Below are 13,470 nucleotides of genomic sequence, written 5' to 3'. Positions count from 1 at the left end.
TTATTTTTGCCAGTAGTGTACAAAGATTAGTAGCCGAAAAACCGAGCCCATTGGCCCCAAACATCTTGTAACCCTAGTAAGTCACCACGAACAAACGACACCTTTTGCCCCGGCTTGGCTTGTGCAAGTCGGGGTAAATCAATGCGAGCAACACAACCGATCTTAGGATAGCCGCCGATGGTCTGACGATCATTGAGTAGAATAATCGGTTCACCACTCGGCGGTATTTGAACGGCACCCAAGGCGATCCCTTCAGACAAGTATTCTTTGTTCGGAGTTTGGATACGAGCACCTGTCAGCCGATATCCCATTCTATTGATTAGCTGACTGACTTCGAACTGCTGGCTATAAAACGAATCTACGTCATCACGGTCAAAGTCATTGACTTGATAACCCTCGATGAAACGAAGTTCGAGTGGAAGATCGTAATCCGGCTTGTAGCGAAACGTCATCTGAACGGGCTTTGCACGCATCGAGTGAGGGTTAAAACCGAGTACATCACCGAGCGCGAGGGGATTGCCGAACGCTAAGCCGCCTAGTTGATCTCTTGTCACGGTGGCGACGCTACCCAGTTGCTGAGGAACGTTAAACCCGCCCTTGATCGCTAAGTAGGCACGCAGCCCGTTGCGTGGTAAACCAAACGACAAAGTTTGCCCTCTCACGGCGCGAAATGTCGACCAGTTACATACGGACTCACCGTCGAGTTTAGCGTTGAGATCTCCCCCGGCGATCGCCATTTCGCACGAAGCATGGATAAGAAATTCAGCTTGGCCTAAGGTAATTTCAAGGGTTGCAACGTTGACAGTGTTACCGAGTAGGTGATTCGCCCAACTATAGGCATAGTCATCGACAGGTCCGCCTTGAGCGATCCCGAGATGAGCCAGCCCAAAGCGGCCAAAGTCTTGAATTAAGGCTTGCTGTCCGGGCTTGATTACTTCTATGAAGTTCGTTGATGTCATTGCCAATCCTTTTCTATCTTTCCACCCAACTCAACAAATTGTTCTCGGTCAATTGGTTCAAAGCGAACACGAGTACCAATGGAAAATGGCAGTATTTTCGCTTGATCAGGATGATATAGCGGAATAGGACAGTTACCGACAATGTTCCAGCCGCCTGGTGACTCGACAGGGTAGACCGCGGTTTGATGGTTCGCGATACCCACACTCCCTTTTGGCACTCGAACTCGTGGGGAGGCTTTGCGGGGCAGTTGAAGTGGTGCGTTAACCTCGGTGAGAAATGCGAAGCCTGCGGAAAAACCAATTGCCCCTACCGTGTATTCAACTTGATGATGCAGTTCGATAAACTGCTCAATGGAGATCCCTTTGTCTTGATAGAGGGCTAAATCAGGGCCCACATCGAGACCATAGTATATTGGTAAGGTAATCACTTCGGCTTGGTGCGCTTCTGGCATATTCTCAAGCGCTTCCGTCACCAAATGTTCTAGATAGGGGACAAACTCAAATATTGAAATCCGGTGGGGGAGGTAGTCGATCAATATGGTGTTGAAAGAGGGAGTGACGTTCATGACCCAAACTCCCAGTTGGTTACTCAAATAGTGACTGATTTCGCCAATCACCCATGATAGGTGGTCATTCGGCTCACTATCGAAACGAATTAAGATCGAGCATTCGGCAACTGGGTCGACTGAGGTGGTTAGCTTCATAGCGTTAAATTTTCCTTCGCCAGTAATTCTCGTATTTGGGCAATGACGGCGATACCCTGTGGGTTATCACCGTGGACGCACAGTGTGTCGGCTTCGATGTCGATAGAAAAGCCATCGATCGTGCGTACTTTGCGATACTTGGCTATCTGCTGAACTTGGCTCAAGATATCACTGGTTGTATGCAACACGGCGTTGGGATGAGTGCGGGGTGCGAGTTGGCCATTGGCCTGATAGCGCCGGTCGGCAAACGCTTCAAACAGCAAGGGGACATCGTAACGGTCAGCAAGGTCAAGTAGGGTTTGGTTGTCTGTGATCGCCAAGGTCATTAAAGGCAGACCAAAGCTGGAGACGGCATCGAGAACCGCTTCAAAGATAACCGGATCTTTTTGCATATCGTTGTAAAGCGCCCCGTGGGGTTTGACGTAGTTAACATCAGTATTATGGCTCTCACACAGCCCCTTTAACGCTCCGATTTGATAGATCAACATATTGCTGATTTCATCTTGAGCCATGGTTATCGAACGACGACCAAATCCTTGTAGATCGGGATAACTGGGGTGCGCACCGATTTGTACGTCATGACTTACCGCGAGTTGAATGGTCTGACTCATGACTTGCGGGTCTGAGGCGTGGAAGCCACATGCGACATTCGCCATATCGATATAAGGCATCACACTGGCATCATTGCCCATGGTCCAAGCGCCAAAGCTCTCGCCCATATCACAATTAAGACTGATTGAACGTTTTGTCATTAATTACTCAAATCCTTATGCATATCATTAGGTAACATGTTGCAAATGCGTAAATTATTCAGTGATCAGTTTCATTATTTGGTGAATCGATGAGCCATCAATGCAAGATAAAGCGGCGCAAGTGGGATTATGCGCGCTAACCCGCGCTTTGCAGGTTGGTTTTGTCAATAGAATCAACGTTCAGCTTAACGAATGTAGACACTGTTAGATTGACGTTGAATTCGCTATCATCACAAGATAGATAACAATAAGGCTTTAATGTATGAATGTATTAGTCACTGGCGGCATGGGTTATATCGGTAGTCACACGTGTATTCAAATGCTGGCAGCGGGTATGACGCCAGTCATTTTTGATAACCTGTATAACAGCAAACCGACGGTACTCTCTCGAATAGAGAAAGTCACAGGCAAGTCGCTTAAGTTTATCAAGGGCGATGTTCGTGATAAAACCCAGCTCGTTGATGTATTGAAATCACATAATATCGAAGCCGTGATTCACTTTGCTGGTTTAAAGGCGGTCGGGGAATCGGTTGAAAAGCCGCTTCAATACTATGATAACAATGTAAACGGCAGTCTGGTTTTGGTTGATGCAATGCGAGAAAGCGGTGTTAAATCACTGGTTTTTTCTTCTTCAGCCACGGTGTATGGCGACCCAGCTTGCGTGCCAATTACCGAAGATTTTCCGACCAGTGCGACTAACCCGTATGGCCGAAGCAAACTGATGGTCGAAGAGTGCTTAACAGATTTTCAAGCGGCCAACCCTGACTGGAGCATCACGCTGCTGCGCTATTTTAATCCAGTGGGCTCGCATCCGAGTGGCGATTTAGGAGAAGATCCTCAAGGGATCCCTAACAACTTGATGCCGTTTGTCTCGCAGGTTGCCGTTGGACGACGCGAGTACTTATCGGTATTTGGTAACGACTACCCGACGGTCGACGGAACTGGCGTTCGTGACTACATTCATGTTATGGACTTAGCTGACGGGCATATTGCAGCACTGGAAAAAATTGGCAGTAAGGCTGGCTTGCACATTTACAATCTGGGTACGGGGAATGGATCAAGCGTACTTGAAATGGTTCACGCTTTTGAAGCCGCGAGCGGAAAAACAATCCCTTATCAAATTGCAGCTAGACGGCCTGGCGATATTGCCGAGTGCTGGGCAAACCCACAAAAAGCGTTGGATGAGTTGGGGTGGAAGTCGACGCGCACGTTACAGCAGATGACCGAAGACACCTGGCGATGGCAGTCACAAAATCCGTTGGGCTACCCCGATAGTGAATAGAAATAAAGCCACCTAAATTGTAGGTGGCTTTTTGTCGCTTTCGCTAATTAGCGAGAGTCAATCGATAACTACAGATGTTTGTCTTTGCCGAGTGATAGCAACCAGAGCGAAATAGCAGCCACGACAGCAAACCCGCTGAGGATGATAAAAGGCATGGCACCGTAACCTAAGATATGCCAAATAATGGATTCTAACGTACTCATATTGGCCTCCTTATTGCCAGCCTTCTACACCGTGCATGTCCGGCAGTTTGTGCGCAATGCCTTTATGACAATCGACGCACGTCTTTTCACCTGCGGCGAGCGCGGTTGAATGTTGCTTGGCGCTGCGTTGGCCCTGCTCAGAAAAGTCCATGTATTCAAATTCATGACAGTTTCGACATTCCAAAGAGTCGTTCTTTTTCAACCGTGCCCATTCACGTTCCGCGAGATGCGCTCGGCGAGCTTGAAACTTCTCTGGCGTATCAATGGTTTTTGTTACAAAGTGAGCGAATAGCTCTTTCGACGCCTGAACTTTGCGCACGATTTTATCGGTCCACTCATGAGGGACGTGGCAATCTGAACAGATAGCCCGCACACCAGAGCGGTTAGAGTAGTGAATAGTCTCTTGTATTTCTGCGACGATAGGTGCGTGACAACCAGAGCAGAACTCTTCTGTATTGGTCGCTTCCATACCTGTGTTAAACGCGCCCCAGAATAGAAGACCACCAGTAAACCCCATAAAGAGAACCACACCTACGGCTGCCTTACTCGGGGTTGTTAGTCGCTTCCAAAACGCTTTAATTAATTTCATAAATAGCCTCTTAATCTGTCACGCACGAGTTACTTGAGCGAGTCAACTTTTTTGAAGTCATTCTCAATCAGTGGCTTCGCATCGGCCTGAGGAACATGACACTGAAGACAGAAGTACCGACGGGGTGAAACATCAGCGAGTACCGCATCTTCACGGTTGACATAGTGCGTGACACTGATCTTCGTTGCCCCCATCTCTTTGGCATTTTTCCAACTGTGACACGCGAGGCACTTATTGGCGTTGAGCGACACTTCATAGTTGCGAATGCTGTGAGGGATGAGTGGTGGTTGATACACATAACTGTCTGCGACGAGCTGATCTTTGGGATACTTTTTCATTTCATCAGCAGGGCGCGTATCTTCTAGTTGGCTCGCGCCGCGTAACGATTCTAATCCACCGATACCGCCCGGGTTGTCGAGCTTGGCCATTGCAGTACCGCTGAGAACCGCACTGATTGATAACAGTGCAAGGAACATCTTTTTCATTATTCATTCTCCGCCTAAGGCATTAATTCTTGATTGGCTACCTGATTGTCCGGGCAGCCAACTGCGGTTGATCACGCGATCTTGGTTATCTTTATTGGGCACTTCTTAAAGTCTGTCTGCTTCGACAGCGGATCGGTTGCATCAAGAATCAGTTTGTTGATTAGAATGCGCGCATCAAAGAATGGGACAAACACCAAGCCTTGCGGTGGGCGGTTGCGTCCGCGAGTTTCTACGCGAACTCGCACTTCCCCCCGTTTGTTAGACAGCAAGACTTCTTCTCCGCGACGAACGCCTTTGGCTTTGGCGTCGCTAGGGTGCATGTAGCAAACCGCGTCTGGTACCGCCTTGTAGAGTTCAGGTACGCGCCTTGTCATGGTGCCAGTATGCCAGTGCTCGAGTACTCGGCCAGTACATAACCACATGTCGTACTCTGAGTCTGGAGATTCAGGTGGTGCCTCGTATGGCGCTGAAATAATCAGTGCTTTGCCATCTGGTTTTCCGTAGAAATCCCAGCCCGAGCCTTTCTTGGCATAAGGGTCAGAACCTTCTTTAAAGCGCCATAATGTTTCTTTACCCTCAACGACTGGCCAACGCAGGCCGCGCACTTGGTGGTAACGATCGTATGGCGCTAAGTCGTGGCCATGACCGCGACCAAACTGTGCGTACTCTTCAAAGATCCCTTTCTGTACATAGTAACCAAAGTGGTGCGCTTCATCGTTGAGTTCACGGGCTTCGTCAAGTGGGTATTTGTCGATAACGCCATTGGCAAATAACATGTCGTACATGGTTTTACCTCGGTATTGCGGCGCATTGGCAAGTTGCTCTTCCGTCCAGACTTCTTCCATTTTAAAGCGTTTAGAAAACTCCATGACCTGCCACAAGTCAGACTTGGCTTCACCGACGGTATTAATCTGTTGATACCAAGCTTGAGTACGACGTTCTGCGTTGCCGTATGCGCCTTCTTTTTCGATCCACATCGCGGTAGGAAGGATCAAGTCCGCAGCTTGTGCCGTTGCTGTCGGATAAGGGTCGGAGCAAACAATAAAGTTTTCGGGATTGCGATAACCCGGTAGGCGTTCACCATTGATGTTCGGCCCTGCTTGCATGTTGTTGTTGCACATTACCCAGTAGGCGTTCAGTTTGCCGTCTTTGAGCATTCTGTCTTGCAAAACCGCATGGAATCCCGGTTTGGGTGGGATGACGCCATCGGGAATATTCCAGATGCGTTCTGCGATCTTACGGTGTTTGGGGTTCGCAACGACCATATCAGCAGGTAGACGATGAGAGAATGTCCCTACCTCGCGCGCTGTACCGCAAGCCGAAGGCTGGCCTGTCAATGAAAACGGGCTGTTACCTGGGGTGGCGATTTTTCCGGTTAATAGGTGGATGTTGTAAATCAAGCTGTTCATCCAAACGCCGCGGGTATGTTGGTTCATGCCCATCGTCCAGAGTGACATAACTTTGGTATTGGGATCGGCGTACTGTTTGGCGAGTGCAATCAGTTTTTCTTCAGATACCCCAGACAGCTCCGACGCCTTTTCAACCGTGTAAGGAGCAACAGACTGTTTATACTCTTCAAAGCTGATTGAAGACATCTTGCCCGAGTTAGGATTGGCTGCGGCTTTTTGCAGAGGATCATCATCACGCAGACCATAACCGATATCGGTTGTTGCTTGCTTGAAGTGAGTGTGTTTATTGACAAAGTCCCAGTTGACCGCGTCGTTTTGGATGATGTAGTTGGCAATGAAGTTTGCAATCGCTAAGTCAGTTTGCGGGGTGAAGATGTAACCCGAATCCGCCAATTCAAAAGAGCGGTGATAGTAGGTGGACAGCACGTTCACTTTTACATGGGGGTGACTTAAGCGGCGGTCGGTGATACGAGTCCAAAGCACGGGGTGCATTTCTGCCATGTTTGAGCCCCAAAGAACGAATGCATCTGCGTTCTCGAAGTCGTCGTAACAACCCATAGGTTCATCGATACCGAAAGTGCGCATAAATGCACCTACCGCAGAAGCCATACAGTGACGTGCGTTAGGGTCGATGTTGTTTGAGCGAAAGCCCGCTTTCATCATTTTCGCCGCGGCGTAACCTTCCATGACTGTCCATTGGCCAGAGCCGAACATGCCAACGCCACTAGGACCTTGCTTTTTCAGTGCTTGTTTCCATTTATCGGCCATGGTGTCAAACGCAACATCCCAAGAGACGGGAGTGAAGTCTCCCTCTTTATCGTATTGGCCATTTTTCATCCGCAATAAAGGTTGTGTTAAACGGTCTTGACCATACATGATCTTTGATAAGAAATAGCCTTTGATACAGTTCAAGCCCTTGTTAACTGGCGCTTCAGGGTCGCCTTGCGTTGCGACCACTTTTCCGTTTTGCGTGCCTACCAGAACCGAACACCCGGTACCGCAGAAACGACAAGGCGCTTTGTCCCAGGTAATTGTGCTTTGCTCTGAGCTCGCGATCAGGTTCGCCGCGGTAGCAGGGAGTGTGACACCTGCCACCGCCGCTGCTGATGCTGCTGCGTTTGCCTTCACAAACGCGCGTCTTGTCATCTTCATACTTCGCCCTCAATATGGGAGTGTTGATTTCCAGTGTTATGGTTGGTCGTTTCGTCTTCGAGGCCTGCTTCAATCTGGTGATACACCAGCACGACACTCAAAACATTCGTTATGCGATTAATCGCTTCGATAGTGTCGGTGATAAAACCTTGGTTTTCGGTCTCCAAAACCACAACGACCTTGCCATCGGGGTTATCACCATAGACCTCTGCGTTATCGAATTGCTCTATTTGGTGTTTCACCACCTCGAGATGCTCTGGTAAGCAGTGCACGATTAAACTTGAGATATGCACTTCATTAAGTGACATAGGACATTCCTGTTCTAAACTGAATCGCTGACAGAAATCGAAGCAGTAGGGCACGCGGCAACACAAGCGCCGCAGCCGTTACACGTATCGATCTCTATATGGGGCTGAGCAACTTTGCCAATCGCCAACCTAAACTGAATCGCCATGGGCTCGCACATATCGCCACAGCTACGGCACTCAACATTTTGTTGAGCTAAACACGACTCATTAATACTGGCCTTTAGAGCCCAAGGCTGCGCCTCTTTGGCGATGAATAAGGGCTCTGGGCAGGCAGTGGCGCACTGATAGCAAAACGTGCACTCTCCAAGAGAGAAGTCTATTTGAGGGAAGCCGCCATCACCTTTGATAATGATGTTGGCGTCACAATGGTCAGCACATTGACCACAACGCGTGCAGATATCGGTAAACGACTGAGCCGCCTTTAACCACGGTAAACGTGAAAAAGTATCTTGCGGTTGGTTGGCTTTAAACCAACGCCGTTTCGTGAGATCTACCACCGATTCACCTCGACTAATTGCAAAATGAGAGTCTGTTCATTATTTTTCATTTCTCGATATAGAAAGTTTAGTTTTTGACATAATTGTATAAATACCTCCAAGGGGGTAATTGGATAAGTAAGTTGTTTTAGATCAATAAACTTACCTGTAAGTGATCACATATTGTTGAGCCAAATAGCACTATGCTCAGTAGTTCAACGCACAATCGTTCATTAAGGTCATTACATTGTTGAAAAAACAGGTCAGGAGTTCGGTAACAACCACCGTTGCTAAAGCAATGGTGTTGATTTTGTTGTTGTCGGTGGCAACCACAGGTTTTGCCATTTTTACTCTGGCGTCGAGCTTAAATGATGCAGAAGCTGTCAATGTGTCGGGCTCGATGCGAATGCAGAGCTATCGGCTGGCCTATGACATTCAAAACGAGCCGGACGATTACCTACAACATATTATTGATTTTGAGCATTCTATGTACTCACCGTCGATGAAAGCGCTTCAGCATTGGTCGGTACCACAAAACATTACCGACGATTACTATCAGATTATTATCCGCTGGCATGAACTGAAACGCGTGTTGACCAGTGACAACAAGGCAGACTATCTCGACTTAGTGGCTGGATTTGTCCAACAGATCGATGCCTTTGTTTACAAACTGCAGGATTACTCAGAAACCAAACTGATTTCATTGGCAATTGTCGGTGGCTTGGGTCTTGGCGGCGTATTGTTGATCAGCATGTTTGTGGTCCACTACGCTCGCCGTCATATCGTTGGGCCGTTAAATACCCTAGTGTTAGCGAGTGAGCAGATCCAAGCGCGCTCTTTTGAGGTTGAGTTAGATACCCGAACTGACAACGAAATGGGTATCCTCGCTCGTGCGTTTAATGATATGGCGCGTGAACTCGGCCACCTTTATCGCGGCTTGGAACAGGCGGTGAGCGAAAAAACGCACAAGTTGCAACATGCCAATCATTCGCTGCGGGTGCTCTATCGCTCATCGCAAGAGTTAACCGCTGCGCGCATTACGCCTGACAACTTTGCTGCCATTTTGAAGCAAATCGTGAGCCTAGAGGGAATCGCAGCTGTAAGGCTCGAAATCACACAACCTGGTGAAAAGCCGCTGATATTGACGCAAGGGGAGTGTTGTGAGGAATGTGACCAGGCGTGCCAGAAAGAGGCGTTGATCTTAGATGGATTACCTTTAGGCACCTTATTTTGGAAGGCAACCTTGCCATGTCCTGATCAAGCGTTAATTGATAACTTTGTGCAAATTTTATCGCGAGCTGTGTATTACAACCAAGCACAACGCCAAGCCGAGCAGCTACTTGTTATGGAAGAACGTGCAACCATTGCTCGTGAATTGCATGACTCGTTGGCTCAGTCGCTCTCCTACCTAAAAATTCAAGTGTCTCTGCTCAAGCGTAGTATGCATAAGCTCCCCGATACGCCCGAACTGGCAAGCACAGTCCCACTATTGACTGAACTCGATACAGGGTTATCTTCCGCCTACTCCCAATTGAGAGAGTTACTCACAACCTTTAGGCTGTCGATTAAACAAGGCAGTTTCGGTAGTGCATTAAACAGTATGGTCGAGCAGTTATCCGAACAAACTGATGCAGAGATTGCGCTTCATAATGAGTTGTCATCCATTGAGCTCGACACCAATCAACAAGTGCATTTACTGCAGTTAATCCGCGAAGCGACAACCAACTCAATTAAACATGCCAACGCGAGTAAAATTCAGATTGAGTGCATCGAAGACGATTTAGACATTAGGGTCGTCGTGCGTGATGATGGTGATGGGTTTGATCCCAACCAAGAAAAGACCAACCATTATGGGCTTAGCATCATGCAGGAGCGAGCCGAGCGATTGAATGGGGAGCTCTCAATCAAGACCAGTATAGAAAATGGATGTCAGGTTTCGCTGACATACCCCAAAATAAAGGACGCAAACATTGACAGACTGTAACGTGTTATTGGTCGATGACCATCCATTGATGCGACGCGGCATCAAGCAACTGTTAAGTTTTGAACCAGAGTTTGATGTGATCGGTGAAGCGAGTAATGGCACCGATGCGGTGGCGTTTAACCACCAACTTGAACCTGATTTGATCTTACTCGATCTTAATATGAAGGGAATGTCAGGGCTCGATACGCTTAAGGCGCTTCGCGCCGATGCTTGCCAAGCAACCATAGTGATCCTTACGGTATCGGATAGTCCGGCAGATATTGAAGCTATCGTTAAAGCTGGCGCAGATGGCTATTTGTTAAAAGATACCGAGCCAGAAGAGCTGGTGGATCTGCTCAAGCTCTCTATAAACGGGGATAAGGCCTATAGTAAGCAAGTGGCAAAGTATTTATCTGACCGCCACAATCAGACCAGTATCTTTGATCAACTGACTGATCGAGAAACTCAAATTTTGCAGCAAGTTGCTAAAGGACTGCGCAATAAACAAATTGCGGATACCTTGTTTATTTCAGAGTCGACAGTAAAAGTGCATATGAAAAGCTTACTGAAAAAACTCAATGTCCCGTCTCGCACTGCTGCCACCGTGCTCTATCTCGAACGTTATGGTGATAACAAATAGCAAATAACAAAGGGCGCATTCGCGCCCTTTGTTTATTAAGATTTCCAATTAACCGTGCATAGGAACCAATACGAGTGTACCGATGATGACGGTGATTAATCCGCAAAGTACAGGCACAGAAGTGCGCTTCACGACTTCGAAAGGACTGATTTTACCCATACCTGAGGTCGCAACGACAACGCCAGATACCGGTGAAACAGTTCGACCTAGGTTCGAGGCTTGAAGCATCGGAATAATCAAGAAAGCCGGGTTAAGGCCCATTTTAGCCGCCAATGATGGCGCCAGCTCTACAAACGCATAGAAAGGAGCATTACCTGACCCCGTTGCAATAGCAGCGGCAACAGTTAGGCCAGTGAGGATCAACATCAACGCAATACCTCCCGCGCCCGCTGTTTCGGCGAGATGGAGCAGATTGTCAATCGCACCAATCGACATCAGACCTTGAGCAAAGACGCCAGCGGCCACCAAAAGCATCACAACTCCTTTGAATGCATCCGCCATTCCTTGGTAACAAGATTCAAGATCCTCCAGTGTTTTCTCACCATCAAATTTTTTGACGACGTAATCGACAACTGCGCCGATAAAGATTGAGAGAACAACTATCGTGTAGATGTCGAGGCTCAAACCTGGGATGGTACGGCCGTTGAAAAGGAACACACCAATAATCGGTAAGAAAGGCAATACGGCATAAAACGCCGGCGCTTTGACTTCAATTTCGGATACGTCGACGCGTTCCATCGGAGAGTTATCTTTTTTATCCAGATACTTGTTCCAGAAGAACGCGGCTGCGGCCATCACTATGATGGCACAAATAGACACTGGCAGTACGGTTTGAACCGCGAACACGTCTAAAGCCAACCCCGATTTTTCTGCCGCGATCACGACGTCTCCGGATGTTGGCGACAGAATAATCGCCGCTGGCGATGCACAAACTGCGACTGCCGCTGGGCGAGAGATACCCATCGCTGTCATCATCGGGAAGAGTGTGGCCATTAACAGCACGCCAAGTCCTGTAGCCGAGCTGACCGCAAGCGACATTAAACAAGCCACAATATAGGCGGCGACCAAAAGGACGTATGGCGATTTAATCACGGAAAGGGGTTTGGAAAACTGCTTAACGACCACGTTGTTTGCGCCAATATGCGTCATATAAGAGGCAAAACCACACAACAACATGATTTGCATACCCAAACCGCCACCACGGTACTGGAGCATGTATTTGACGTATTCTAGTGCGTCGGTAAACATGTTACCCGTTGATGCGACTTTGGCTGGTAATACATCGTGACCAATGAAACCAGTGAGGATCAGTAACAAAACACCGGCCGTCAATAGTACTCCGGCGGGTTTGTATCCTTTAACGATAAAGTAGCCAACTGCAATGGTGACCACCAGCCCAATGACGAGCTCCAACATAGATATCTCCTGAAATTACAAACAACTGATACAGATTATTTCAAAGTGTGTCAGTTAATGTACAGAGATCCATCTTGTAGCACGAGTATAAGTTAAATAACTCATGATCTAGAGCAATATAATGGATGGTGTGTTATTTCTAGATAGATATCTTGATAGAATATAGTTTTGTAGATGTTAAGGATAAGGAGTTGATTCTGGTCGGCCGTATCATAGATTCGTTTGTTTTCGCTGGGGAGCAAACGAACGCTAGGCGTTACATTTGGCAGCCAATAGCACGTAACTCGGTATTTTCGTCGCGATAGATGGCGGCAAGCGGTTCTGGTGTGGCAAGGTAATAACCTTGGAACATATCGATATCCAACTGACGCATTGCGCTAAGCTGCTGCTCGGTTTCTATCCCTTCGACCACTACTTGGGCGTTCACTTTTTTAGCAAGCTGGATACCTGATAACAGAGGAAACTGGTCCCCCTCAATGTACGCGAGCAGCAATGAACGATCGAGTTTGATGATCGATGGGCACAATTGCTCGACACGCTGGCGATTAGAAGCTTGAACCCCATAATCGTCTATGGCTACCCGGAAACCACTGAGTGACAGCTTGTTCATTGCCTGTTTGAGTTTGTTTTCATCAGGTGCATCTAACTCAACCACTTCCATCACTATCTGTGAGTTGTCAAGATTGAGCGCTTTGATGCGCTGGGCCAGGAGGCTAGTATCAATGTTTTTAAGTGCTAAGTATTCACCTGTGGAAGGCAACACGTTGAGAAACAATTTTAAATGGCGGTACTTGGAACGGGCAAAGTTACGGATATGAATGACACGGCTTAATCGTTCGACATTCATCTTGTCTTCAAATTGATATTGCGAGGAATGGAAAAACTGGTCTGGCCGAACGGTGCCTTGTTGAGCGTGCTGGATACGAACTAAGGCTTCAACCCCCACTATGGTTCCTGCTGAATCGAAAATAGGCTGATAAACACTGCTCAAAGTCAGTTGCTTATAGTAAGCAATGTACTGATCTTGGTTATTCATTGCCAAACAATCAACGAACTGTTGTTGAGTAGAAAGAATCATATCTACTACTGACCTCTGTACGCACACGCGCAATTTAAGTGCTATTTCGAGATA

Annotated in this window: 14 protein-coding genes; 3 read left to right on the top strand and 11 right to left on the bottom strand. The window is 47.7% G+C overall.

The annotated features are described in order from the left end of the window. Positions 1–26: 26 nt before the first annotated feature. The 3 genes from FCU94_RS13680 to FCU94_RS13670 are packed head-to-tail and all read right to left on the bottom strand — an operon-like array spanning position 27 to position 2,415. A complete protein-coding gene (locus tag FCU94_RS13680; RefSeq protein WP_176289069.1) occupies positions 27–959 on the bottom strand; it encodes a biotin-dependent carboxyltransferase family protein in 933 nt (310 codons plus the stop codon). Beyond that, a complete protein-coding gene (locus FCU94_RS13675; protein WP_176289068.1) occupies positions 956–1,663 on the bottom strand; it encodes a 5-oxoprolinase subunit B family protein in 708 nt (235 codons plus the stop codon). Before FCU94_RS13675 ends, FCU94_RS13680 begins: the two co-directional genes overlap by 4 nt. Next, the gene (locus tag FCU94_RS13670; RefSeq protein ID WP_176289067.1) at positions 1,660–2,415 is read right to left on the bottom strand and encodes a 5-oxoprolinase subunit PxpA; all 756 of its coding nucleotides are present in this window, start codon (positions 2,413–2,415) and stop codon (positions 1,660–1,662) included. Before FCU94_RS13670 ends, FCU94_RS13675 begins: the two co-directional genes overlap by 4 nt. A gap of 262 nt (positions 2,416–2,677) precedes the next feature. Between FCU94_RS13670 and galE the strand changes: the two genes are divergently transcribed. Then, positions 2,678–3,697 carry a UDP-glucose 4-epimerase GalE gene (gene galE, locus FCU94_RS13665; RefSeq protein WP_176289066.1) on the top strand — a complete coding sequence of 340 codons (1,020 nt, stop codon included), beginning with the start codon at positions 2,678–2,680 and terminating at the stop codon, positions 3,695–3,697. 68 nt (positions 3,698–3,765) lie between these two features. Here galE and FCU94_RS13660 read toward each other — a convergent pair whose 3' ends face one another. The 6 genes from FCU94_RS13660 to napF form a co-directional block, all read right to left on the bottom strand. Then, entirely contained in the window at positions 3,766–3,900 is a 135-nt protein-coding gene (locus FCU94_RS13660; protein ID WP_176289065.1) for a TIGR02808 family protein, read from the bottom strand. A gap of 10 nt (positions 3,901–3,910) precedes the next feature. Further along, positions 3,911–4,489, bottom strand: coding sequence for a NapC/NirT family cytochrome c (locus FCU94_RS13655; RefSeq protein WP_176289064.1), 579 nt, complete (start codon positions 4,487–4,489; stop codon positions 3,911–3,913). 29 nt (positions 4,490–4,518) lie between these two features. Beyond that, positions 4,519–4,974 carry a nitrate reductase cytochrome c-type subunit gene (locus FCU94_RS13650; protein ID WP_176289063.1) on the bottom strand — a complete coding sequence of 152 codons (456 nt, stop codon included), beginning with the start codon at positions 4,972–4,974 and terminating at the stop codon, positions 4,519–4,521. 71 nt (positions 4,975–5,045) lie between these two features. Next, positions 5,046–7,535 (bottom strand): periplasmic nitrate reductase subunit alpha, encoded by a 2,490-nt coding sequence (napA, locus tag FCU94_RS13645; protein WP_176289062.1) that lies wholly within the window; start codon positions 7,533–7,535, stop codon positions 5,046–5,048. After that, on the bottom strand, positions 7,532–7,843 hold the full coding sequence (locus FCU94_RS13640; RefSeq protein WP_176289061.1) for a chaperone NapD: 312 nt from the start codon (positions 7,841–7,843) through the stop codon (positions 7,532–7,534). The genes napA and FCU94_RS13640 overlap by 4 nt, the downstream gene beginning before the upstream one ends. Before the next feature lie 14 nt (positions 7,844–7,857). Beyond that, positions 7,858–8,340, bottom strand: coding sequence for a ferredoxin-type protein NapF (napF, locus tag FCU94_RS13635; protein WP_176289060.1), 483 nt, complete (start codon positions 8,338–8,340; stop codon positions 7,858–7,860). Between the two features lie 229 nt (positions 8,341–8,569). Between napF and narQ the strand changes: the two genes are divergently transcribed. After that, positions 8,570–10,303, top strand: coding sequence for a nitrate/nitrite two-component system sensor histidine kinase NarQ (narQ, locus tag FCU94_RS13630; RefSeq protein ID WP_176289195.1), 1,734 nt, complete (start codon positions 8,570–8,572; stop codon positions 10,301–10,303). After that, entirely contained in the window at positions 10,290–10,922 is a 633-nt protein-coding gene (locus tag FCU94_RS13625; protein WP_176289059.1) for a response regulator, read from the top strand. Before narQ ends, FCU94_RS13625 begins: the two co-directional genes overlap by 14 nt. A gap of 48 nt (positions 10,923–10,970) precedes the next feature. Here the strand turns inward: FCU94_RS13625 and dcuC are convergent, their stop codons facing one another. Together dcuC and FCU94_RS13615 are read right to left on the bottom strand one after the other, a co-directional pair. Beyond that, on the bottom strand, positions 10,971–12,338 hold the full coding sequence (dcuC, locus tag FCU94_RS13620) for an anaerobic C4-dicarboxylate transporter DcuC (protein ID WP_176289058.1): 1,368 nt from the start codon (positions 12,336–12,338) through the stop codon (positions 10,971–10,973). A gap of 256 nt (positions 12,339–12,594) precedes the next feature. After that, positions 12,595–13,416, bottom strand: a complete 822-nt coding sequence (locus FCU94_RS13615) for an EAL domain-containing protein (protein WP_176289057.1) — start codon at positions 13,414–13,416, stop codon at positions 12,595–12,597. Positions 13,417–13,470: the final 54 nt, after the last annotated feature.

The organism is Vibrio sp. JPW-9-11-11 (assembly GCF_013369335.1).
Lineage (GTDB): Bacteria > Pseudomonadota > Gammaproteobacteria > Enterobacterales > Vibrionaceae > Vibrio.
This window is presented reverse-complemented; position numbering and strand designations above follow the sequence as displayed.